Here is a 22,651-nt window from a genome sequence, read left to right on the forward strand (position 1 = left end):
TGGATTTTATTTGCTAACAAACTAAAACCTTTATTTGGGATTAGTTCACAAATAAACCAGCAAATATATTAAGTTTTTTTAAAATCTTAAAAACTATCGTAATATTTGTCATAGCAAGACTTTAAAGCCTGACAAAAAGCAGAAACAGAAGGAATCTTCACTCTATTATATATTTCTTCAATTAACTTATCAACCCCATCACTGAATCTATACCCAACAACAATCTCCTTTAAATAATTATTCGTAATGTCTGTTATCACAGTAAATGATGCATCTTTTATTTCAGAGCTAGACTTTTCTATAACTAAAACAACTCCCGCTTTACTGTATTTATCCTTTAAAGCTGTCCCTTTAGGTAATTCTGCAAATCCGGTCACTAATACTGTATTTTTATAAAATTTACTATCCATCGTTTAAATCCTCATATTTTATAATTTTAATAAAAAAATATCATAGTTATTTCTAGTTGTCAATAAAGCTCTGTGTTTTCATTTTAAACTCTTGGTGTATATCAGGCAAAACTTCGTTATTTATCAACAGGTCTATACATGTCATAGCCATAGCTTTTGAGCTAGTTAATAATCCACTTTTACTTTTGTAGGGTTCTGCTGCTTGCAAAAATTCTTCTGTATGAAGCTTAACACCTTCATTAGAAATAGCAACATAAGGGTGTATCGCTGGCAAGCTCCAGCTTACATTCCCCATATCTGTAGAACCTACCATCTTTTCTTCCTCGGAAATTTCTTTACCTAATTTTTTTAAATTATCAGCAAACAAGTTAGCAAGTCGATTATTGGTTAAAATACCTTTGAAAGTTAATTCATACTCCTCATAATCACATTTTGTACCAGCAGCCAAAGAAGCTCCCTCGGCACACTTTTTTACTTTATCTGTAATCTCATCCAAAGTAGGTTGCTCTAATGCCCTTATTTGAATCTTGGCAGCAGTATAAGCAGGTATAATGTTAGGTTCAGAGCCACCATCAGTTATTATACCATGTATTTTGACAGTTCCAGGTAATTGTTGGCGTAAAGCATTTACATTGTTAAACAAATTAACAACAGCATCTAATGCATTAATTCCTTCATAAGGAGCTTTCGCTGCATGAGCTGACAACCCTTCAAAAGTAAATTTTATTGATTTTCTAAAAAAGGACTTACTTTTTACAAAATTTTTGTCACTTGGATGAGCCATCAGAGCCACATCTAGTTCGTTAAAAGCACCGTTATTCTCAAGATAAACCTTACCTCCATAGGTTTCTTCTGCAGGTGTTCCAAATAACACTATCTTTCCAGGTAAATTCTCTCGGTTCATTAATTTTGCAATAACTAAATATGCTCCAATTGAAGAAGCTGCTATTATATTATGCCCACAAGCATGTCCCATCTTTAATGAATCATATTCTGCCATAATTCCGATTACAGGTCCAAAAGAACAAGTTTCGTATTCACTTTTAAAAGCTGTATCAAGATCACATATACCTTTTTTAACTTTTAATCCTTTGCTTTTTAATACAGTAATTATTTTGTCAACTGCTTTATATTCATTACATCCTGTTTCAGGGTTATCATAGATAAACTTAGATAAATCCACTAAAGTATCCTGGATACTATCTATTTCTTTAATAGCTTCTTGTTTTAATTTTTCTATCATAAAACTTCAAACCTTCCAAGTCTTTATAATTTTCATTTTTTTCTTTCAGAAAAAACAAGTTATAATTATCCTAAATTAAAATAATAAATTAAATGGCGGGAGTATATGGGAATCAAACCCACAGCAGACGGAACTCGCCCGCCAGACGGATTTGAATTCCACGGGGAGCACCCGTTCGCCAACTACTCCATAAGGGTATTCTCACTCCCATAAAAGTTATTGTAACAGTAATCTTTAGAAGTAGCAAGGTTTAAAGATATTATATCTTTTGCTCTTTTACGTGTGATTTTTAGTCTATGCGGTGGTGGCGTGGGGGTGACATTTTTGTTCTCCATAAAAATAATTAGGTGCCCAAGAGATTTTTAAAAAATTTATACTTGACTACTTATGACATGTCTTTATAAGATTAACAATGCAGTAATATTTGCCAAATTAAGCTTAACCAGTCGAACAAAATTTGTGAAAGGATGAAAAATTTTGACGCACAAAAATAAAATCTATTTGATGTGGTTCATCTTAGCCTTTGCTTATATTATCGCCCAATTTCACAGGGTAAATTTTGCTGTTATAGTTGATTATGTAATAATTGATTTTGGAATTGAAAAAGCTTGGGTAACTGGTTTCTTGGGTGGCATGTACGGGATAACTTATCTAATAATGCAGATACCATCGGGGTTATTGGCTGATTCATGGGGCCCAAGGAAAACTGTTTTTACAGGTATGATAACAGCTGGTATAGGAACAATATTATTTATTGCCACTGACATAATATTTTTTGCATTTATGGGAAGACTTCTCATTGGCTTTGGTGTAGCTATAGTCCTAGTGCCGATTATGAAGTTTCAAAGCAACTGGTTTGAACCTACCCAGTTTGCTACTCTTACAGGATTAGTAATCTTATTAGGAAATATTGGCAAGCTATTTGGGACTTCTCCTCTCGCTTATTTTGTTACTGTTTTTGGATGGAGAAGTATTTTTCTTGTTGTAGGGATTATTACTATTTTTATAGCATTACTTACCTGGATTATGGTAAAGGACAACCCATTAGAAGATAAAGGTAAGAAAAATCCCAATGAGAAAAAGTTTGATTATGTTGATGATATAAATATCAAGAAAAACATAATTAAGTCATTGAAAAATCAGCACTTGTGGTTTTTGTTATTGATCGGTTTTGGAATGGCTGGACCACATTTAGCCTTTGCTGGTACCTGGAGTATCAATTATCTTATGCATATGTATGACTTAACAAGGCTACAAGCTTCCCATTATCTGATGGTGATGACAATAGGGACAGGCATAGGCGCTTGTTTCATTGGCTATTTATCCGATTATTTAAAAATTAGAAAAAAACCATTAGCATTTCTTTTATTGTCAAATATACTAGCTTGGACAGTAGTTGTGGTATGGTATGGAGGTCACCCTCCTTCTCTCTTGCTATATTTTTTATTTTTCATAATAGGTTTTTGTCTTTCGGGAGTTTCACTCATCCTTTCTCTTGCTAAGGAAAAAAGTCCTCCTGAGTATTCAGGAACAAGTATTGGTATCGTCAATATGGGACCTTTTGCTGGGATGGCATTATTTCAGCCTTTTCAAGGCTGGCTTTTGGGTCTTCACTGGACTGGCCTCACTGATGAGATGGGTAACAAAATATATCCCTTAGAATCCTTTCAGCTAGTTTTTTTAACATGTATTTTAATGTCTATAATCAGTCTTTATTGTGTCTTTAAGATACAGGAAGAAATTAAAAGTACAGATAAATCATATAAGATACAATTAAATAGAGGACAATAATTGATTGAGTTGATCTACTTTATATTGCAAGGTGTCACCAGACTAGTAAGCAAGTTCACGGCTAATCGTACCCACAATTAAAGTTAGCACAGTGTAGGTTGCAATTATGTTAAGTTCGTGACAAAATTAAGCTTAATGGCTTGTCGTACATAAAGATATTATGGGCATTAAACGGCAGCTACCATAATTGCTACCAATCAATATATTTTTTTGATAAAATAGATAAATAAACAGCAAAAATAAATGTACTACCACTTAAGGGTGATTTTCATGAAATCAGAGAAGCGGGTCATCACAAATCTACTAGAATATATAAAAATGTTTTGGCCTCCATTTGTAGGAGCTTTTTTATTTCTTGGTTTATCAGTAGTTCTAAGTCTAGTTCCCCCCTGGCTTATTCAATATGGAGTAGATAATATAATAGCTGAAGGCAATAGAAATCTATTAGTAATATTTGCCTTAATAATGATAGCAGTAAGTTTAATCAAAGGGATTGTAGATTTTTTGCAAAGATATCTGGCAGAGCTTGCCTCACAGCGAGTTATCCATAGATTAAGGTCAGATCTATACTCTCAGTTGAACAGGCTTTCTTTCTTTTTTTATGATGAGAAAAAAACAGGAGACATCATGTCCAGGTTAACTTCTGATACAGAAACTTTAAGAAGGTTTTTTTCTTTTGTATCAATCAATATAGTTGCTAACATAGCAACTATATTTGGTGTGCTGATAATCCTTTTTATTTGGGATTATCGCCTGGCAATGATGTATATTTTGATGCTTCCCCTTATGTTTCACGCCATGAAAAAGTATGCAAACAAAGTAAGCCCTGTATACAAACAATCTAGAAAGCGCCTGGCAAGCCTTACAGATAATGTTCAAGAAACCTTTAGCAAGATAGAAACTGTAAAACTTCTAGGAGGCGAAAGCTACGAAGAAGAACTCTTTGATAAGGAAAACAACGGCTATAGGGAAGCTAATATCAACGCATCCAAAATATCTGCCTTTTGGATGCCGTATGTACATTTTCTTCTTGGGCTAGCAACTTCTTTGGTGATCTTTATTGGGGGGCTGCTTGCTATTAGAGGAGAAGTTACTATAGGTATTTTACTTGGTTTTACAAGCTATCTTGCAATCTTAACCCGCCCTATAAGACAGACTGGAATGATGATTAATCTTGTTTCTAGAGCCATAGCAGGGGGAGAGAGAATTTTTGAGCTCTTGGAAGAAGAGCCTGATATCAAAGACAAACCAGATGCCACCCCCCTACCTCCAATCAAAGGAAAAGTCGAGTATCAAAAGGTTTCATTTTCGTATACAGAAGATAACAAAATCTTAAGAGATATTAGCTTTGCTGCACAACCAGGAGAGACAATAGCAATAGTAGGCCCCACAGGAGCAGGCAAAACCAGCCTTATTCACCTTCTGCCAAGGTTTTATGACCCTATAGAAGGAAATATCTATATAGACGGCTACAATATAAAAGATGTTACTATCAGCTCACTAAGAAATCAAATAGGAATCATTATGCAGCATGATATGCTTTTTTCCACATCAATTAAAAATAATATTTCTTACGGCAACCCAGACGCCACAGATGAGGAGATCACCCATTGTGCTAAGCTTGCCAGAATACATGATTTTGTCACTTCTCTTCCAGAAGGTTATGAGACCCAGGTAGGGGAAAAAGGAGTCAAACTATCAGGCGGTGAGATCCAAAGGGTTATCATTGCCAGGTTATTACTTCAAGATCCAGGATTAATCATTATGGACGAATCAACCTCTAACCTTGATGAAAAAGTAGAAGAAGATATTCAAAAAGCTTTTAGAGAGCTTTTCAACAATAGAACCGTCTTTGTCATAGCACATCGACTGTGGACCATTAAGGAAGCAGACAAAATATTAGTTATAAAAGACGGAGTGCTAGCCGAATACGGCACTCATGAAGAACTTTTGAGTTATGATTCTGGAATATACAAAAATATGATAAAAGAAGGCATAGAGGTGTAGATAATGCGCGGTGGAATAAAAAAGTTCGTAAACTCAAACGAAAAAAAGCCCGGTTATAATTCTCTAAAGAGGCTTTCAAAAAACCATTACAAATTAATCAAAAGTTATTTGATATCTCACAAGAGAAAATTATTTTTTGCAGTTTTAGCTACAATTTTTGTTTCACTAAGTGCTCTCATCAGCCCCTATCTGATGAAAGTAGCTATCGATGATTACATCATTCCCGGTAACTTTAGAGGCTTAACTATTGTATCTATATTAATATTGCTATCTTATGTACTGTCCTGGTTCTCATCATACTGGCAGACCTATCTTGCAGGCTGGGTAGGACAGGATTTGGTATCAAGTTTACGAAAAGATGTGTTCTCACATATCAAAAAGCTTGACCTAAATTTTTATAACCAAAGGCGTACCGGCGAAATAATGTCCAGGGTTACTCATGATGTAAACACCCTGTCAGAGCTAATCACGGGTGGATTTGTCCATTTTGTCAGTGATATATTTACCCTTCTTGGAATAATTGTGATTATGTTTTATCTTGATATAAGCCTTACCCTAATAATCTGCTTGCTTATACCATTTGTAATGTTTATTTTCTTTGCCCTCGGCCAAAAAATGCGTAATGCTTATCACCATGTCAGAGAAGAAATGGCCAGGCTAAATGCAGACGTGGAAGAAAACTTGTCAGGCATTAGAACAATCAAGGCCTTAAATAGGGAGCAAATAACTCAGGAAAACTTTAAAAAGCTAAGTATAAATAATATGAAAGCAAACCTTCGTGCTGTCGGGATTTTTTCTTTGTTTTTTCCCGCCATGAATTTTAGCCGTGTTTTAGGAGAAGCCCTTGTACTTGGGTATGGAGGCCTTCAAGTAATAGATGGCAATATGACAGTGGGTGTGCTGGCAGCTTTTTTAAGTTATGTGCGACGCTTCTTTAGGCCTATAATGGATTTAAGCCAGGTATTTAACACTTATCAAGCTGCAGCCGCCGCCCTTGATAGGATAAACGAATACTTTAATATACCTGCCGAGAGCAGTACACATAACATATCTCTAACAAAAAACAAAGCTTATAATATTTCATCAAATACATCATCTAACTCATTTAACTTCAAAGGTTTAACAGGCGAAATAATCTTCGAAAATGTAAGTTTCTCTTATGGGCGAAATTTAATCTTGGACAATTTTGATCTCGAGGTCCCCCCAAAAACCACTTCAGCTCTGGTAGGAGCCTCAGGAGCCGGCAAAAGTACAGTGATAAATCTACTAACCAGATTATATGAACCAGAAAAAGGCAAAATCCTTCTAGATGGAATAGATATAAAAAACATTCCACCAGAAACATTAAGAAGCCAAATAGGAGTAGTTTCACAAAATGTCCAGTTATTTGATAGATCTATAGAAGAAAATATTAAATACGGGACTTTCGGTGCAACCCTTGAAGAAGTCAAAGAAGCCGCCCAAAAAACTCGCGCGCACGACTTTATCAAAGACCTACCTGAAGGCTACAAATCTACAGTGGGAAAAGAAGGAATAAAACTCTCAGGAGGGCAAAAACAGCTTATATCTCTATCTAGAGTAATCTTAAAAGATCCAAAAATATTAATTCTTGATGAACCAACTTCTAATGTAGATACCTATACAGAAAGGCTAATAATAAATACTATAGAAAAGATGTTAAAAGACAAAACAATTATCTTGATCTCTCACAGGATATCTACCATAAAAGCCGCCGATGAAATAACTTTTATCTCTAACGGAAAAGTTGAAGCTAAAGGAACCCACTATGAGCTAATAAAAAACAATCCAAAATACAAAGATATATTTAGAATTTAATTTCCATTTTTATCCCTTTTTCATCATACTCCTCATTTTCATCAGGTATGCTTTTTAGGGCTTTCAAACTATTCAACCAGGCAGATAAAACAAGGGTAAGCGAGAGTGCATCCAAAATATCGTTTTTAGCTACCTCTGCTCTTTTCTTCTTTTTCATAGAGTTATTAACAATATCCTGGGTGAAAGAGGGCGGTTGATTAAGTATAGAACTAGTAGAGGACCTTAAAATATCAAAACGCTCTCTTAACCCATCCTTGGTTTGTTTGCTGTACTTTAATTCATTGTTAGCTAATTTCATAAAGCATAACTCAGGATGCGCTTCTTTGATTATATTCGCTGCCTTACTATTATTAATAATAAACCTATCCATTTCTCTTATTTTAGAAACTATAAACCAGGTCTGTTTAGAAAGGCCCTTACCTGTCATTACTTTATTTGTATAGTTGGCTTTTTGATAGGTCTTTTCATAAACTGCTGCCCTACAAGGCACTCTAAATACACTTTGTCCCCGCTTTCCAAGTAATTTTCTTGCCTCTTTATCGCATTTTCTCTCCTCTTCTCCCTTTTCTTTAAGGCCTATAGGTATATCAACCAAAATCAACTCCGCATCATAATGCCTTCCCCATAGAGAAACCACATCAGAAAAAATCTCCCATTCCCATCTTGCTATTTCAAATTTATTTGCTCCAAGCTTATCAAAGCTAAAAGCTAAACCAAACCATCCTGCTCTACAGCCATCTACCCCAACTAACTTTGTCATAAGACCACCCTACTAAATCAGTTTATTGCCCATCAAATACTGAATAGGATAAGATTATCCCCGTCATCTACTATAATTTTATCATCTTTTACAAAAACAATTTCCACATCTTTGTCACAGTAAAGTTCATAAATCTTTTCACCATTATCTATAACAAAAATACAATTATTTAAAAATAAACCTTCCCCTGCGACCTCAACCGTTCTAATCCCTTCGTGACTGTATCGCCCTTCTCCTGTCACAGGATCTATGAGTTCAATTGTTTCATCTTCTTTTAATGATGGTATATAACCAATATTTTTAGCAATCTCCTTTTTAAGTTCTAATGATATCCCATGCTCTATTTTAGTTTTTCTCTCCCACAACTTTTCTCCATCACCAGGTTTTACAGCTTTTATAGAAGATACTTTGTCTTGATAGTCTTGTGTAAATATAAACGCTTTGTCATCCAAAATAAAACCATCTAACCTATCTTTATTAGAGAACTCAAATTTTGACAGAATATCTCCACTTACTTTTTCAACAAACAAAACTTTAGCTTCACCAATATTATAATCTCTATTTTTATTTTCACTTTCACTTTTTTTCTCAATTATCATTAGTGACACATCACCAAAATCCCCCCCTTTTTTTTGATCTCTATCAATTATCAAAAACCCTGGATATAAACTATTTAACCTTTTTGTTTTCTCACTAACTCCTTTAGAAGTTAACTTTCCTTTTCTGTGCCATAGTATCTCTCCATCTTCACCAAGTACTGTTACAAAGTCTAGTTCTAACTCATTAGATACATCCTTTTCAAAACTTCTCTCCCATTTTTGTTCTCCAGTTATATTTCTTTTGCCCACCTTATAATATTTTCCCTCGCTATTAGAATAATAGATAGGTTTGTTTGATGAAACATTATCACCTATTGCGATAGAACCAAAATTTACTGAAAAAGCATCAAGTAACTCCCCTGTCTCATAGTCATGAACAGAAACTCCCTCACCTCCACGAGAACCCTTAATAGGACTGTCGCTATCATGATCATCACCGCCATAAAAATTTCCTTTAGCAATTAATTTGTAGTTTGTTTTTAAAAGTTGATAAATTCCTAGAAGGGGACTATTTCTGGCAATAGGGTGACTCCATAATATTTCGCCTGATGATATCTCAAGCTTAACAAGCGAAGGCTTACCAAAATCCAGAGGCAATACTGCTATATCATCCATTAATAATATCTCTGGTTCTATATGATAATCTTCGACGATGGGGTGAACTCCTTCTATCTCCCAAATTATTTCGCCTGTTTCAAAATTTATTAAAAATAATCTGTCATCTGAATATGTCAAAAGCCCCTGTGGAGTTAATTCAGCAAAAGAAGAACCTAAAGTATGGTCTTGTTCTAATGGTATTTCCCATACTTTATTTGCATCTGTAAGCTTGTTTGTTTCCTGATCAAAGCCCAGGTAGATAGCACTCAAATAAATACCAAAAGTCACTACAAATACTAAAATATACATTTTAAAAACTCTATATTTCAAATGCATTCCACCTTTTACTCTTTTTTATTATTATTTTCACTTCTTTTGTGTAATTATTTATAAAAAAATTACATTTTTTTATCATCAATTTGCAATATTTTATATATATTTTGTTAAGATTAGAATTGTTAAAGGGATAATTATAAATTTTCAAGGAGGGTTTAGCTTGATTACAAGAAAAAAATTAGTTGCTTTGCTTTGTATTTTATTACTTAGCACTGCAGCAATTTTTGTTGGAGTAGGTTGCGGTGAAGAAGAACCTATGGATGATTTAAAGGATGAAGAAGAACTACCTGAGGAAGACACAAAAGAAAAACCAGAAGATGCGCCTGATTTAGAGGATCCAGAAGAAGAAAACGACCTTAAAGAAGAAGAGGAAGATCTTTTTGAAGAGCCAGAAGATGAAAAAGACTTAAAAGAAAAAGAAGATGAACTAGAAGAAGAGCTTAAAGAAAAAGAAGAAAAGCTATTTGAAGAACCTGAAGAAGAAGATCTAGAAGAACCAGAAGGAGATCTAAAAGAGCCAGAAGAAGGAGAAAAGAAATTAGACGAAAAACTTGAAAAAGAATTAGAAGAACAACTTAATTAATTTTATTTTAAAAGCCCGATTCTATAATTTTGAATCGGGCTTTTAAAATATACTCTTCCATGACCTTCATTAAAATAGTACAATAGTAATTAAAGGATTTTATAAACTTCAGGGGGTCAAATAACAAATGTGGTCAATACTATTATTTTTATTGATATTTATCTTTGTAGGATGGGCAATAATGGTTACCTATAGCTTACATAATTTAGATACCAGGGTTAAAAACTTAGAAAATATACTTGAAAATATAAATAATGAAGTACAGAACAAAACAACTAAATCTCAAAACAACGATACTACTGAAGAATAATTATAATTCTTCCTTTTCTTTTTCTATATTATTTATTTCCCTCAAAATTTGGTTAGGCGCTATTCCTCCGTAAAATCTCATCGCCCCACCAACTGCTACGAGAGGAAGTGTATAACCATCTTCCATAAATTCCTTAACATCCGGTATCATTTCATGATCTTCAGTAACAATGTCAATAAAGGTAACTTCTACTTTTTCTTCGAGTCCTTCTTCAGCAAAAAACACCTCGAGTGCTGATGCTTCCTCGTCCATTGTAGGCACATCACCACATCCTCCTCCATCACAACCATCACAACCACTTTCTTCAGGAACTCTACCTTTAATTCCAAAGATTTCAACGCTTATTTTTTCCAATAACTTTCACCCCTATCTATGAACAATTTCAGTAACTAAACATTTATAATTAATACACTATTTATATAATCATAATAGAGTTTTTATGTCAAATAACTATTTTAATTTACTATTTCTTTTTTTATTAAACCAAAAGAAGGAAATGCCATACATTTTTGTAGAATCAGTAAATAGTTATATTATATGAGAAAGTGTCAAAAAATTACTAGGGGGTGTACTTATTGAAACATGAAAATAAAAAGTTTATCCTTGTGTTAACTGTCTTAATTTTATCTGTTATTTTACAATTTTCATTTCAACCATTTGCAGTTAATGCACATTCTTCATTATCTTCAGGAGAAGTTATTAATGTAGCTTCAAATCAAGCCACTGATAATGAAGAAGCAAGCGCACTACCAATGTACATTATTCTTGCAGTATTATTTATAGGTTCTTTTATTGTTAGGGTGTTATATTATCAAAGTAAAAAATAGTAATATAAATAACATCAAGCAATATTTAAATATTTCATTTTGAGGGAGCAGTCAACATGAGTATATTAAGTTTAGTTCTGTCCGGTATTATAATCTTAAATATAGTTTTTATATTTTTTCTAATTTTCTTTGATAGAAAAGATCCTGCCTCAACCTGGGCTTGGATATTAATTTTGAGCCTCTTGCCAGTTGTAGGCTTTATCCTTTATTTACTCCTTGGATTAACTCCTAGGAAAAAACGAATTTTCACAAGAAAAGCTAGGCAGGATAGAATCAAAAAGCACGACTTAATAAAAGGAACGCCTGATTATGAGGTATGGGAAGTTCCTGAAGAAGACCTAAACAAAGTAATACAGATTGATTTCGCCCATGAACAGATAGTATACTCAAAAAACAACCATATAGACATTTTTGTCAGTGGAAATAAAAAGTTTCGTTCTCTATTCAAAGATATTAGAGAAGCAAAACATCACATTCATATAAGCTATTATATTATTAGAAATGATAAACTAAGCAGAAGACTTCTTAAAGTTTTGACTGACAAAGCAAGAGAAGGGGTAAAAGTAAGGATTTTATATGATAGCATAGGGGCAAGACAACTCCCCAAAGATTTTTTTAATGTCTTCAAACTAGCAGGAGGCCAAGTCGCCCGCTTTTTCCCTTCCTATTTGGATATAAATAACAGAAACCACAGAAAAATAGTTGTTATTGATGGCAAAATAGGGTATACAGGCGGGTTTAATATCGGAAAAGAATACATTAGTCTAGACAAAACCTTTGGCTTTTGGAGAGATACTCACATAAAAATAACCGGAGAAGCAGCCAAATCCCTGCAAGAAAGATTTTTACTCGATTGGAATTTTGCTTCTAACGAAGATTTAATATCGCATGAATTATATTATCCATCCTTACCATATTACGGCAGATCCGGTGTACAAATCGTAGCAAGCGGGCCTGATAGCTCCTGGGAAGAAGTCAAAGCATTTTTCTTAAAAATGATCTACATGGCCAAGGAGTCTATATATATTCAAACCCCGTATTTCGTTCCTGACGAAAGCCTTTTAGAAGCTTTGAAGATCGCTTCTATCTCAGGTGTAGATGTTAGAATAATGGTTCCAAATAAACCAGATCATATGTTTGTATACCCAGCCAATCACTGTTACGGTGGATTGATGCTCGAAGTTGGTGCCAAATGGTACATGTATGAAAATGGTTTTTTGCACAGCAAAATGATTATAGTGGACGGCAAAATTGCTTCTGTAGGAACCTCCAATATGGACGTTAGAAGTTTTAAGTTAAATTTCGAAATTAATGCTTTTATATACGATCCTTTAGTTGCCATAAAACTAAGAAGAATCTTTATGAAAGATTTAAAATATTCAAGAGAAATAACTAAAGAATTTTATGACAAAAGAGGCATTGCTATGAAAGCTAAAGAGTCAATTGCTCATCTTATATCTCCAATACTCTAAAATACTCTAAAGTATATTAATCTCATCTTTCTTCATCAGTTTAACAAACACCTTTGCTAGTTCAGGATCAAATTGGCTCCCAGCACATTTTGATATTTCGTTTAATGCTTCTTTGTTTGAAATGGCCTTTTTGTATGATCTATCATTAGTCATAACATCGTAGGCATCTACTATAGATATGATTCTTGACAAATAGGGTATCTCTTTTTCTTTCAAACCACGGGGATAACCTTTACCATCCCAACGCTCATGGTGGGATAATATTTCCTCTGCAACATGAGCAAGGTTCTCTGTAGACCGTGTTATGCGCCATCCAATTTCCGGGTGTTCCTTTATTTTTTCCCACTCTTCATCAGTTAATTTGCCAGGCTTTTTTAATATACTTTCTGATATTACTACTTTTCCTATATCATGTAATGTTGCAATCAAAGATAGTCTTTCAAGTTCAACCTCAGCTAAACCCAATTCCTCTCCAAAATGAAAGCTAATACTCGTCATTCTTAAAGCATGTTTTTCAGTCTCATCACTTTTGTTTCTCAAATTTTTAAGTAAAGCCTGAATAATATCTTTTTTGACACTATCATTTTCCTCAAATTTATTTTTATACATTTTATCTTCTGCTTCTTTAAACACATCATCAAAGGGTTTACTTGAGGTTGATTTGACTGCATAACCTATGGCCACTCTTACAGGAACAGTTTCAACTATAGATTTACTTGCAGCATCCTTAATTTTTCTTGTGACTTTCTCCACATATTTTTCATCTGAGTTTGGAAAAAGCAATACAAATTCATCCCCTCCCCAGCGGATAATAGCTCCGGCATCGTCACAGGCATTTGTAAGTATTTTAGCCACACATATTAACAAGTTATCTCCAGCCTGATGCCCAAAGGTATCATTAACCAACTTGAGCCCATTAACATCAATAACTACTACACTCAGCGGAAAATTCTCTTCCACATCAATACGCTTTATTTCTTCCTCTAAGTAAGCACGATTATGAAGGTTTGTCAAAGTATCATGATAGCTTAAATGTGCCATTTTTTCTTCCTGTTTCTTTTTTTCAGTTATATCAGATATTATTGTAAGGATTGATAACTTGCCCTGATAATGTATAGTAAAAAGACTTACCTCTATCCATTTAACTGCTTTTTTTGTTTTTATCTGAAATTCAAAGCTTTCGGGTTTTTCTACTTCATATAAGAGGGAAGGGTTATTAATAATCTCCTTTATTTGATGCTGTTTTATTTGGTCAGAACCTGAATCGGATATGAGATTCATAAAAGGTTTATCGGTAATTTTTTCTCTATTTTTATTAAATATCACAGCCATAGATAGATTAGAATAAGCCACGTACCCATCCTGAATTATACATATACCAGCAGAACTATTTTGAGACAGCGTCTGGTAACGTTTTTCTGATTCAAGAGATAACTCCCTTATCTTGAATAGATTTTTTAGCCTTATTTCAAGCTCCTGCTTTTTTATAGGTATATTAATGAATTCATCTATCTGCTCTAATATGTCATCAGTCAGATGATTTTTTTCTTCATTAGATACCAATATTAGAACAGGCATAAATATAGGATTTGCCTTACTTTTCATCTCTCTTATTTGCCCTTGATTATTAATAAAACCTATATAATCAGATATAATTAAATCAACCTTTTGATCCTTCAGAGACTTGTTTTCTTCAGGCATAATAACTTCATAATTTTTTTCTTTTTCCAAAAAGTCTTTTAAAATATTTTGATTTTGTCTATGATTCAATATTAATATTATCCTTTTCATTATTTATCAACCTTTCTCAGTAGTCCCCATCTTTGTGATCAATTTTATCCTCAACAAACTCTAGATTACCAGTCAGCATCCCCTGTATTTTCGAGAGTGGTGTTCCTACTTTCAAACCATATTTGGTTATATCAAGTTCTCTTAAATTCTTTTCAAAGTCACCCATTCTTTTCTTGAGTATTCCTATAGCTTTTCTTAATTCACCTTTTATTTCAAGATAGCGAAGAAAAATTATATTATCTGCAATATGACTTATACCATATTCAGAAACTTTTAGATCACCTGTAATATTATGAACTTCATTAGTCAAAATCAAAGTAACTCCCATATTTTTCAAGTATGCAGATAAAGAATGAAGATGTCTAAGCATTTTTTTGTCCCCACCTTCATCTGCTCCAAAGGAAACCAGATATCCTGAAATACCATCAAGCATCACAATATCAGCCCCTGTCCCCTCCACTCTATTTCTTACAAGATATGAGAATTCATCAGGAGTATAGTCAAGAGGATTTATTTTGTCAATAAACAGTTTTTCCTTCTCTATCATCTTTCTAATTGGTATATTTATTGCTTCACATCTGTTTATTAAAGACTCTTGATTTTCTTCAAAGGTATATATCACTGAACATTCGCCTCTACCAGAAGCTTCTTTCAAAAATTGAGTTCCTAAAGTTGTTTTACCAACACCTGTAGGCCCACTAATTAAAGTAGTGGTTCCTTTTTCAACCCCTCCACCCAACAGCTCATCTAGTTCAGGTATCCCTGAAGAAATAGTTTCGAAGGTAAAATCTTTCACGCTTTCTCTTGGATCTAATTTTGGAAATATTATCATTCCATCCCCTTTAAGTCTAAAAGAATGTGACCCATATTGAAAATCAGAACCTCTAAATTTGACAACCCTTATACCTCGCTCTTCCCCACTAAATTCAAGATCAATAACTCCATCTGACATAAACTGCAAATCATCATCATTAACAGCATTACTTGCCTCCGACAACATTAACATTGTGCCACCCTTACCTGTAGCAAGCTTTATTAAAGATACAATCTGCTTTCTAAACTGATACACATCCGGAGATACAAATCTAAGTTGAGTTATACCATCTATAAGTATCCTATTTGGATTTACTGCATTTATTTTTTCGGATATCTTTTGCAGTATAGGTAAGTTTTCTACTTCATCTGAACTAAATATATTATAACTCATATCATCACCTGCAAAATCCGACGATGGGGTTAAATCAAGAAAATTTATGTTATCCATGTCAAGACCTTTCTTAACGCCGTCACCACGTATTTTACTCTCTGGTTCTGACAAAGTAATAAATAACGTATTTTCACCATTAGAGGCCCCATCATACAAAAATTGAAGCCCTAGAGTGGTTTTTCCCGTTCCGGGCCCCCCTCTTACTAAATAAGCACTTTCTGAAATAAATCCGCCTTTTAATACTTGATCAAGACCTGCCACACCACTAGGAATTCTAGTTTCACTCATGTATTTCCCTCCTTGTCCACTAAGAGCAAAATGTTAATTAAGTAACTTTGCTATCTAATCAAGTCTTTGCACAAGAATCAATATATTTATATTAATATTATATAATTAAAAGTTATATAATAAAATCTTAATTTCCTCTTTTATTTTACTAAAAGTTAAAATTTCTACCTTTTAGAAGGAATTCCAACATTATTCATTGTATTTAAATATAAAGAATAAAATTTTAGGAAAAATAGGAGTGAAAAATATGACAGATGATAACCAAAATTCAAATAACAATACTTCTAATAACGAAGACGCCCCACAAAAAGAAATAGTTAGAGAAGTAGTCGTGGAAAAAAGAGAAGACAACTCTCTCGGAATAGTCGCCCTTGTCACCGGTATACTGGCCCTTGTAACCTCTTTTTGCTGTCCATTTATCGACATTATACTGGCAATAATAGCGATAGTAACAGGTATAATAGCGCACAAAAATGATCAGCAGTACGGCCTAGCTGGAATTATCCTTGGAGCTGTTGCAATCTTGATATGGTTCTTAGCAATAGTAGGAGTGGGTTTTATTGCAATCCTTGAAGGGCTATAAAGATATAAAACTAAAAAATTTAAATCTAGTCAGAGTTTTAGAGTTTTTTCTTGTATTTTTGTTTTTCACTATGTTTATCATTGCGGTATTATACGTAACTAATACAATGACTTTTCCCTGGTATGACACATGTAATATAAGAAGCAGTACAGGGTTATTATGTCCAACCTGCGGCGGGACTACTGCTACTGCAGCCTTGTTAAATGGAGACCTCTTACAAGCACTAAAGAGTAATTTTTTTGTAATATTATCATATCCTGTACTAATGTATTATGGTTTCAAAAGCACTTACTATGTCTTATCGGGAGATACTCTTGCTAATCTGAGAATAAACACAAAGTTTATCTTTTTCTGGATAGCTCTGATGGTGATTTTTACTGTTTTTCGAAATATATAGATTTTGGTACAATATGACTTTTTGCACCAGAATTATATCGAATTTTTATAGGAAAGGTGAATTCTTTTGACTACCTTACTGGAGATAAATCTTAAGACAAAAAGTATTCAAAAAAAGAATATTGAATCTTCAAGAAAAAAATACATAGGGGGACTTGGGATAAATACAAAGCTTCTTTATGATCTTGTATCACCTAATGATGACCCTCTATCCCCTGGTAATGTCCTAATCTTTGGAGCTGGTTCTCTTGTTGGCAGTAAGCTGCCCACCGCCTGCAGGACAGAAGTGACTGCCAAGTCTCCTCTAAGCGGACTTTTTGGCACTGCTAATGCCGGAAGCAAGTGGGGCTATAACCTCCACTGTGCTGGAATAGACCATGTTCTTATTAAGGAAAAATCAAAAACACCTATATACCTAGTAATAGATAACGAAAAAGTTTATCTTGAAGATGCCAAAGATGTCTGGGGTTTTGATACCTACGAAGGAACCGATAAGCTCAAAAAAAAGCATGGAAAAGACTTTAGTATAGCCATTATTGGGCCAGCAGGGGAAAATCAAATAAGATATGCCTCCATCCAAAATGACTATCACGCTAGTTGGGGAAGGACTGGAATGGGGGCCGTAATGGGCAGTAAAAATTTGAAGGCTGTTATAGTGCGCGGCAATAATACGCCTGAAGCCAAGCACCCAGCTAACTTAAAAGAACTAAAAAAAGAAGCGCACAGAAGAATAAAAAATGAACCGACTTTTGGACCCACTAGAAAATACGGAAGTATGATAACTTCAGACCCCTTTAATGATATAGGTGCCTTGCCTGGCTATAATTTTGACAGTGGTTCTATAGAAGATTGGAGTAATCATCTTGGCAGGAAAATATATGACACTAAGTACAAAGAAAAAGACTTAGCCTGTCATTCTTGTCCTGTTGCTTGTGCTCACTTGACAAAAGTAACAGAAAAGGAACTCAACAACCCCACCACAGATTATCAATCTAAAGAGATTAAAGGTAATAAAGGTATGGAAATAACTTTTGCTATGGAATTTGGGGCTAAGCTTGGCCTAAAAGAAATCCCTGAAATACTCAAGTGCGTTGAGCTATGTGATAGATATGGGATGGATGTTGTATCTAGCGCAGGAAGTGTAGCATATTTTATAACCTCTTTTAAAGCAGGGCATTTCAAGAATGTAAATATAAATTTCACTCCTGAATGGGGAGATTATAACAGTATCTGGAATTTAATTAATATGATAGGCAAAAGAGAAGGAATTGGAGATTTGCTAGCTGAAGGTGTCAAAAGGGCCTGTCAAAAATATCCTGAGACTGAGAAGTTTGCTTATCATGTAAAAGGAGTAGAGCTTCCCGGCAGAGACCCTAGAGCCAAAATGGATGTTTGGTCCCTTGGTTATCTTACAAGCACCCGGGGCGGAGATCATCTAAGGGCCCGCTCCCCCGTCGAAAACCTAAAAAAAGGACTAATAGATTACAAAACTGAAGAACTAGGAGTTACCAGAGAACATATTGAAAATGAACTTGATATGCCAAAAAAATTAAAAGATAAAATATTTGGAACTCCTCCCACTGGAGTTGATATTCCTGCCATGACAGTATATGCAGAAAATCTTATAACCATTATCAATTCAGTTGGCTTTTGTATAAGACCACCAATCCTTCGTTCTTTAGGGCCAGATTTTTATGCCCGTGCTATGAATGCTTTTCATGGAGACGATTTTACAGAGGAATCTATTTATCAAGCAGCCGATACAATTTACAAATTACAGCTAGAATTTAATTACCGGGAAGGTTCTAAGCCCGCTAGTACAGCTGATTATGTATTCCCCTCCCGGTTTTATAACGAAAGCCTAAAATCTTATAACTCATCACACAGCCCTTTAAAACACAGTCCTTTGGATAAAACAAAAATTCAAAGTCTCCTTGATGAATATTATAAATATAGATCTATACCTTAAACTTGCTGGCTTTATTTTCCAAGTCATTAGCAAGCTCTGTTACTTTTCATTAATGCACTTTGAAACAAAAAAAGCCTTCATACCAGTGAAAATGGTTAGAAGGCAAAAATCTCACTTGAAATTTATAGAATCTATTATTTGCATATCGTCTTTAATTTTCTCCTAGATAATCCCACAGTATATCCAGATCACAATACGTTTTTATATTATCTCTAGCAAGCTCCATGCTTTCCTTATTGCCAGGTTTTATCCTGGTTGATACATCATGCAGTTTCTCGACGGTAGTATAGGTGTCATAATGAACCAATATAACTGGTACATTTTTCTCTTCGGCTTGAGATAATACTTTTACGTTTGGATATAGACCACCAGTTAGGATCAATACAGAAGTACTAGTCTCAAGAGCTGTAAGAGCAAGATCACTTCTATCTCCGCCAATTATCAAGGCCTTATTGGTAGAACGCCTCAAATACTTTAATCCGCTTTCTATCGTCATTGTTCCAACAACTATATCTTCTACGCGTTTATCAAGATTATCTTTGCCAACTAACAGTTCTCCACCTAGAACATCCAAACATTCATTAACTGTAGGGGAGGTTAGTTCAGACATAGCAGGTATTATCCCAAGTACATTATACCCTTCTTCTTCCATCTTAACCTTGTGTATTCCTTTTGTTTTCTCATAAGTAGCCAGAGGAGTGTTATTAAATATATTACCTAAAACAGGAATATCCAAAGCTTCCAAGTGTTTATTAAAGAAAAAAGTCTGATCAAAGCTAAAATCATCTTTCAAAACACTTGTAAGTAAAACAGACGCTTCAAATTCAGATGCCAACGAAATACAGTCAAGACCCTGACTAGCAAGGATATATGGTGATGTAGAGCCACCCACAATAAGAACATCAGCATCATCTTCATTTTTGATTCTGTCAAAAGCTTCAAAAACAGCTTTTCTGTAGTCCTCCTTATTTTCTCTGCCCGACAGATACATAGGCCCTACATTAACAGGTACAATGGAACTCAAATCACAAGAAGTTTGAAGCACATCCTTTAACAGCAGTCCATCTTCATCTTCCTTTTGGGTTGGCCAAGGTGAATAACCTATGGGTTTAAAATATTTTACCTTGTATCCTTTTGAACACAAATGCATAGCAAGCCCCAAAGATACAGTGGTTTTACCACTACCAGATGCCCCCATAACATAAAGTTTTTTCAAGACAAACACCTCTCACTATCAAAATTTCAATTCCAAACCATTTTTTTTCTCATAATCTTTTTTCTGACTATCAATCATCCCACTCAACTGTTATCTTGACATCAACAGCTAACACACCTTCTTCGTAAACAAACACTGGATTCAAATCAACCTCAGTTATCTCCGTAAAGTCTTCACAAAGCACAGCTAACCTTCCAATAACATCTTTTACTGCACTAATATCTGATGGAGACGACCCTCTGAAACCTCTAAGCATCTTATAAGCCTTTGTCTCTAATATCATATCCCAAATCTCATCGTCACTCAAACCCTTACTTAGCCTAAATGAAACATCCTCTATCAAGTTTACATAAATTCCACCTAAGCCAAAAGCTATCAAAGGTCCAAAAATCAAGTCTTTGCTCATTCCTACGATTACTTCATTGCCTTCAGGGGCCATTTTTTGTACATCTACACCGTGAAGTGCCAAATCGGGGAAATACTTTTGAACTCTATCCAAAATATCTATAAACCCTTTCTCTACTTCCTCGGCACTTTCAAGACCAACTTTAATACCTCCAAAGTCAGTTTTGTGTTGAATGCTAGGCGAAGCAACCTTCAATACAACGGGATATCCCATCTCTTCTGCTATCTCTACAGCTTCTTTAGAACTTCTGGCAAGCTTAATAGGCGCCGCCGGAATCCCATAAGCATCTACAATAGAAAAAGCCTCACTGCTCAATAGCACCCTTCTATTCTCCTTGAACGCATCATACAGGTTAGCCTTAACGATATCTTTTTTTACATCACTATAACAAAGGGGCTTATCCTTACATTCTTTTTTCTTATAAGAAGCATAAGATACCATTGCACCGATAGCTTTTACAGCTTTCTCAGGAAATGTATAACAGGGGATATCACCTTCATTTAAGATTCGCTCTGCCTCAACAAAAAAATCACCACCCATAAAAGAAGCAAATATAGGCTTATTTTTGTAAATCTGCTGTTTTTCTACTAATAACTGGGAGAGCTTAGATGGCCTTGCAAGTTCTGATGGACCAAGAAGTACGATCAAATTATCTACTCCTTCATCCTGCAAAATTGTGTCTATTGCAAACTCAAACCTATCATAAGTCGCATCACCCAAAACATCAACAGGATTATAGATACCCGCCTCAGAAGGCAGTCCTTCTTGAAGTTTGTCGGTTGTATCCTTACTAAACTTGGCCATCTTTAAGCCCTCTTTTTCTATCCAATCAGTTGTTATTATAGCAGGTCCCCCGGAGTTGGTTATAACAGCCACACTGTCCCCTTTTGGAAGATTATGCTTAGAAAAAGCTTCTGCCAGATCAAATAGTTCTTCTAGGCTGTGAGCTCTAAGGGCACCACTTTGTCTAAAAGCAACATCATAGGACATATCGTTGCCGGCCATAGCACCGGTATGAGATGAAGCAGCCTGAGCTCCTGACTCACTTGCACCAGATTTCAGGATGATCACCGGTTTTTTCTTACTTGTCTTTTTGACAGCGTCAATAAACGCTTCTCCTTCTACAACATCTTCTAGATAACACAGTACGACACTGGTGTTATCGTCCTCTGCCATAGACAAGATAAAGTCAGCTTCGTTCAAATCACTTTTGTTCCCAAGACTAACAAATCTCGAAAAACCAATATTCACATTAAGACTCCAATCCAGGATAAAAACCAAAAGAGCACCACTCTGAGATATAAATGCAACATTACCCTTACTAGGGAAATCCCCTGCAAAAGAAGCATTAATAGGAGTATGTGTATCCATTATCCCTAGGCAGTTCGGTCCAAGAACTTTGATGTCAGTTTCTTTTGTGATTTGGATAAATTCTTTTTCTCTTTCTTTTCCTTCCTTGCCAACCTCTTTAAAGCCAGCAGTAATAACTATAAGGTACTTAACCCCACACTCAACTGCTTCTTTAGCTACCAGGTTAACGGCATTTGAAGCCACAACAATAATAGCAAGTTCCGGCGGGGTTTCTATCTCTTTTAGAGATGAATACGACTTCAAACCCAGAATCTCTTGTTTGCCTGGATTAACTGGATAAACATCCCCCTCAAACCCATAATCCATAATATTCTTTAACACTATGTTTCCTATCTTTCCTTCTTTGTCAGAAGCACCAACCACAGCTACAGAGTTAGGTTTAAAAAAATCTTTAAGAAGTTCCATCACTTTCACCCTTTCAAAATAGCCATTAAAACTATAATCTATCTAATTGATCTACGTTATACATTGCTATTATATGTTTAATTCTAGAAAGATTTGTTATTCCCTTCACAATTTGCGGTAAAGAATATTTCGAAAATTTTCATCCTGTATCTTAAACTAGAAAGAATAAATAAAATACTATAAAATAAAGTGGGATTGAAATCACAATTTTACTGCAAAAGTTTATTCAAATGATTTATAGTGTTAAT

The 22,651-nt window shown here is 34.6% G+C and carries 19 protein-coding genes and 1 tRNA gene; 10 read left to right on the forward strand and 10 right to left on the reverse strand.

From position 1 onward, the window contains the following. Positions 1-86 precede the first annotated feature (86 nt). From ACONDI_RS09510 to ACONDI_RS09520, 3 genes are all read right to left on the reverse strand, one after another. Complete coding sequence (locus ACONDI_RS09510; protein WP_241078306.1) at positions 87-410, reverse strand: DUF3870 domain-containing protein; 324 nt, start codon at positions 408-410, stop codon at positions 87-89. A 52-nt stretch (positions 411-462) separates the two neighbouring features. After that, entirely contained in the window at positions 463-1,653 is a 1,191-nt protein-coding gene (locus ACONDI_RS09515) for a M20 family metallopeptidase (protein ID WP_241078307.1), read from the reverse strand. A gap of 93 nt (positions 1,654-1,746) precedes the next feature. Continuing rightward, positions 1,747-1,843, reverse strand: a tRNA-Sec gene (locus tag ACONDI_RS09520). Positions 1,844-2,130: 287 nt separating this feature from the next. Here ACONDI_RS09520 and ACONDI_RS09525 point away from each other — a divergent pair. The 3 genes from ACONDI_RS09525 (at position 2,131) to ACONDI_RS09535 (ending at position 7,287) form a co-directional block, all read left to right on the forward strand. Beyond that, the gene (locus tag ACONDI_RS09525) at positions 2,131-3,444 is read left to right on the forward strand and encodes an MFS transporter (RefSeq protein WP_241078308.1); all 1,314 of its coding nucleotides are present in this window, start codon (positions 2,131-2,133) and stop codon (positions 3,442-3,444) included. Positions 3,445-3,714: 270 nt separating this feature from the next. Continuing rightward, complete coding sequence (locus tag ACONDI_RS09530) at positions 3,715-5,451, forward strand: ABC transporter ATP-binding protein (protein WP_241078309.1); 1,737 nt, start codon at positions 3,715-3,717, stop codon at positions 5,449-5,451. Between the two features lie 3 nt (positions 5,452-5,454). Next, positions 5,455-7,287, forward strand: coding sequence for an ABC transporter ATP-binding protein (locus ACONDI_RS09535; RefSeq protein WP_241078310.1), 1,833 nt, complete (start codon positions 5,455-5,457; stop codon positions 7,285-7,287). Here ACONDI_RS09535 and ACONDI_RS09540 read toward each other — a convergent pair. Together ACONDI_RS09540 and ACONDI_RS09545 are read right to left on the reverse strand one after the other, a co-directional pair. Further along, positions 7,277-8,047, reverse strand: a complete 771-nt coding sequence (locus ACONDI_RS09540) for a DUF429 domain-containing protein (RefSeq protein WP_241078311.1) — start codon at positions 8,045-8,047, stop codon at positions 7,277-7,279. The two genes, ACONDI_RS09535 and ACONDI_RS09540, sit on opposite strands and share 11 nt — an antisense overlap. 32 nt (positions 8,048-8,079) lie before the next feature. Next, positions 8,080-9,573, reverse strand: coding sequence for a hypothetical protein (locus ACONDI_RS09545; protein ID WP_241078312.1), 1,494 nt, complete (start codon positions 9,571-9,573; stop codon positions 8,080-8,082). 166 nt (positions 9,574-9,739) lie between these two features. Between ACONDI_RS09545 and ACONDI_RS09550 the strand changes: the two genes are divergently transcribed. Beyond that, positions 9,740-10,162: a hypothetical protein gene (locus tag ACONDI_RS09550; protein ID WP_241078313.1), complete on the forward strand. Its 423-nt coding sequence runs from the start codon at positions 9,740-9,742 to the stop codon at positions 10,160-10,162. Between the two features lie 127 nt (positions 10,163-10,289). After that, a complete protein-coding gene (locus tag ACONDI_RS09555; protein ID WP_241078314.1) occupies positions 10,290-10,472 on the forward strand; it encodes a hypothetical protein in 183 nt (60 codons plus the stop codon). Here ACONDI_RS09555 and ACONDI_RS09560 read toward each other — a convergent pair whose 3' ends face one another. Then, positions 10,473-10,826: a hypothetical protein gene (locus ACONDI_RS09560; protein ID WP_241078315.1), complete on the reverse strand. Its 354-nt coding sequence runs from the start codon at positions 10,824-10,826 to the stop codon at positions 10,473-10,475. A 221-nt stretch (positions 10,827-11,047) separates the two neighbouring features. Between ACONDI_RS09560 and ACONDI_RS09565 the strand changes: the two genes are divergently transcribed. Together ACONDI_RS09565 and cls are read left to right on the forward strand one after the other, a co-directional pair. After that, positions 11,048-11,299, forward strand: a complete 252-nt coding sequence (locus ACONDI_RS09565; RefSeq protein WP_241078316.1) for a hypothetical protein — start codon at positions 11,048-11,050, stop codon at positions 11,297-11,299. Positions 11,300-11,355: 56 nt separating this feature from the next. Continuing rightward, positions 11,356-12,771: a cardiolipin synthase gene (gene cls, locus ACONDI_RS09570; RefSeq protein ID WP_241078317.1), complete on the forward strand. Its 1,416-nt coding sequence runs from the start codon at positions 11,356-11,358 to the stop codon at positions 12,769-12,771. Positions 12,772-12,777: 6 nt separating this feature from the next. On the opposite strand, the gene ACONDI_RS09575 is transcribed toward cls, so the two are convergent. Then, positions 12,778-14,562: a sensor domain-containing diguanylate cyclase/phosphohydrolase gene (locus ACONDI_RS09575; RefSeq protein ID WP_241078318.1), complete on the reverse strand. Its 1,785-nt coding sequence runs from the start codon at positions 14,560-14,562 to the stop codon at positions 12,778-12,780. 16 nt (positions 14,563-14,578) lie between these two features. Next, complete coding sequence (locus tag ACONDI_RS09580; protein ID WP_241078319.1) at positions 14,579-16,057, reverse strand: ATPase domain-containing protein; 1,479 nt, start codon at positions 16,055-16,057, stop codon at positions 14,579-14,581. Between the two features lie 247 nt (positions 16,058-16,304). Between ACONDI_RS09580 and ACONDI_RS09585 the strand changes: the two genes are divergently transcribed. The 3 genes from ACONDI_RS09585 (at position 16,305) to ACONDI_RS09595 (ending at position 19,005) form a co-directional block, all read left to right on the forward strand. After that, positions 16,305-16,640 carry a hypothetical protein gene (locus ACONDI_RS09585; protein WP_241078320.1) on the forward strand — a complete coding sequence of 112 codons (336 nt, stop codon included), beginning with the start codon at positions 16,305-16,307 and terminating at the stop codon, positions 16,638-16,640. Next, on the forward strand, positions 16,618-17,037 hold the full coding sequence (locus ACONDI_RS09590) for a DUF2752 domain-containing protein (RefSeq protein ID WP_241078321.1): 420 nt from the start codon (positions 16,618-16,620) through the stop codon (positions 17,035-17,037). Before ACONDI_RS09585 ends, ACONDI_RS09590 begins: the two co-directional genes overlap by 23 nt. Positions 17,038-17,103: 66 nt before the next feature. Beyond that, entirely contained in the window at positions 17,104-19,005 is a 1,902-nt protein-coding gene (locus ACONDI_RS09595; protein WP_241078322.1) for an aldehyde ferredoxin oxidoreductase family protein, read from the forward strand. A 151-nt stretch (positions 19,006-19,156) separates the two neighbouring features. Here ACONDI_RS09595 and ACONDI_RS09600 read toward each other — a convergent pair whose 3' ends face one another. Further along, positions 19,157-20,221 carry a phosphotransacetylase family protein gene (locus tag ACONDI_RS09600; protein WP_241078323.1) on the reverse strand — a complete coding sequence of 355 codons (1,065 nt, stop codon included), beginning with the start codon at positions 20,219-20,221 and terminating at the stop codon, positions 19,157-19,159. Between the two features lie 70 nt (positions 20,222-20,291). After that, positions 20,292-22,403, reverse strand: coding sequence for an acetate--CoA ligase alpha subunit (acs, locus tag ACONDI_RS09605; protein WP_241078324.1), 2,112 nt, complete (start codon positions 22,401-22,403; stop codon positions 20,292-20,294). Positions 22,404-22,651: the final 248 nt, after the last annotated feature.

The organism is Natranaerofaba carboxydovora, assembly GCF_022539405.1.
Lineage (GTDB): Bacteria > Bacillota > Natranaerobiia > Natranaerobiales > Natranaerofabaceae > Natranaerofaba > Natranaerofaba carboxydovora.

Excerpts from the sequence above, each read along its gene's own strand:
- ACONDI_RS09510 (WP_241078306.1), bottom strand. The coding sequence starts at position 410 with ATGGATAGTAAATTTTATAAAAATACAGTATTAGTGACCGGATTTGCA.
- ACONDI_RS09515 (WP_241078307.1), bottom strand. The coding sequence starts at position 1,653 with ATGATAGAAAAATTAAAACAAGAAGCTATTAAAGAAATAGATAGTATC.
- ACONDI_RS09530 (WP_241078309.1), top strand. The coding sequence starts at position 3,715 with ATGAAATCAGAGAAGCGGGTCATCACAAATCTACTAGAATATATAAAA.
- ACONDI_RS09535 (WP_241078310.1), top strand. The coding sequence starts at position 5,455 with ATGCGCGGTGGAATAAAAAAGTTCGTAAACTCAAACGAAAAAAAGCCC.
- ACONDI_RS09540 (WP_241078311.1), bottom strand. The coding sequence starts at position 8,047 with ATGACAAAGTTAGTTGGGGTAGATGGCTGTAGAGCAGGATGGTTTGGT.
- ACONDI_RS09555 (WP_241078314.1), top strand. The coding sequence starts at position 10,290 with ATGTGGTCAATACTATTATTTTTATTGATATTTATCTTTGTAGGATGG.
- cls (WP_241078317.1), top strand. The coding sequence starts at position 11,356 with ATGAGTATATTAAGTTTAGTTCTGTCCGGTATTATAATCTTAAATATA.
- ACONDI_RS09575 (WP_241078318.1), bottom strand. The coding sequence starts at position 14,562 with ATGAAAAGGATAATATTAATATTGAATCATAGACAAAATCAAAATATT.
- ACONDI_RS09580 (WP_241078319.1), bottom strand. The coding sequence starts at position 16,057 with ATGAGTGAAACTAGAATTCCTAGTGGTGTGGCAGGTCTTGATCAAGTA.
- ACONDI_RS09585 (WP_241078320.1), top strand. The coding sequence starts at position 16,305 with ATGACAGATGATAACCAAAATTCAAATAACAATACTTCTAATAACGAA.
- acs (WP_241078324.1), bottom strand. The coding sequence starts at position 22,403 with ATGGAACTTCTTAAAGATTTTTTTAAACCTAACTCTGTAGCTGTGGTT.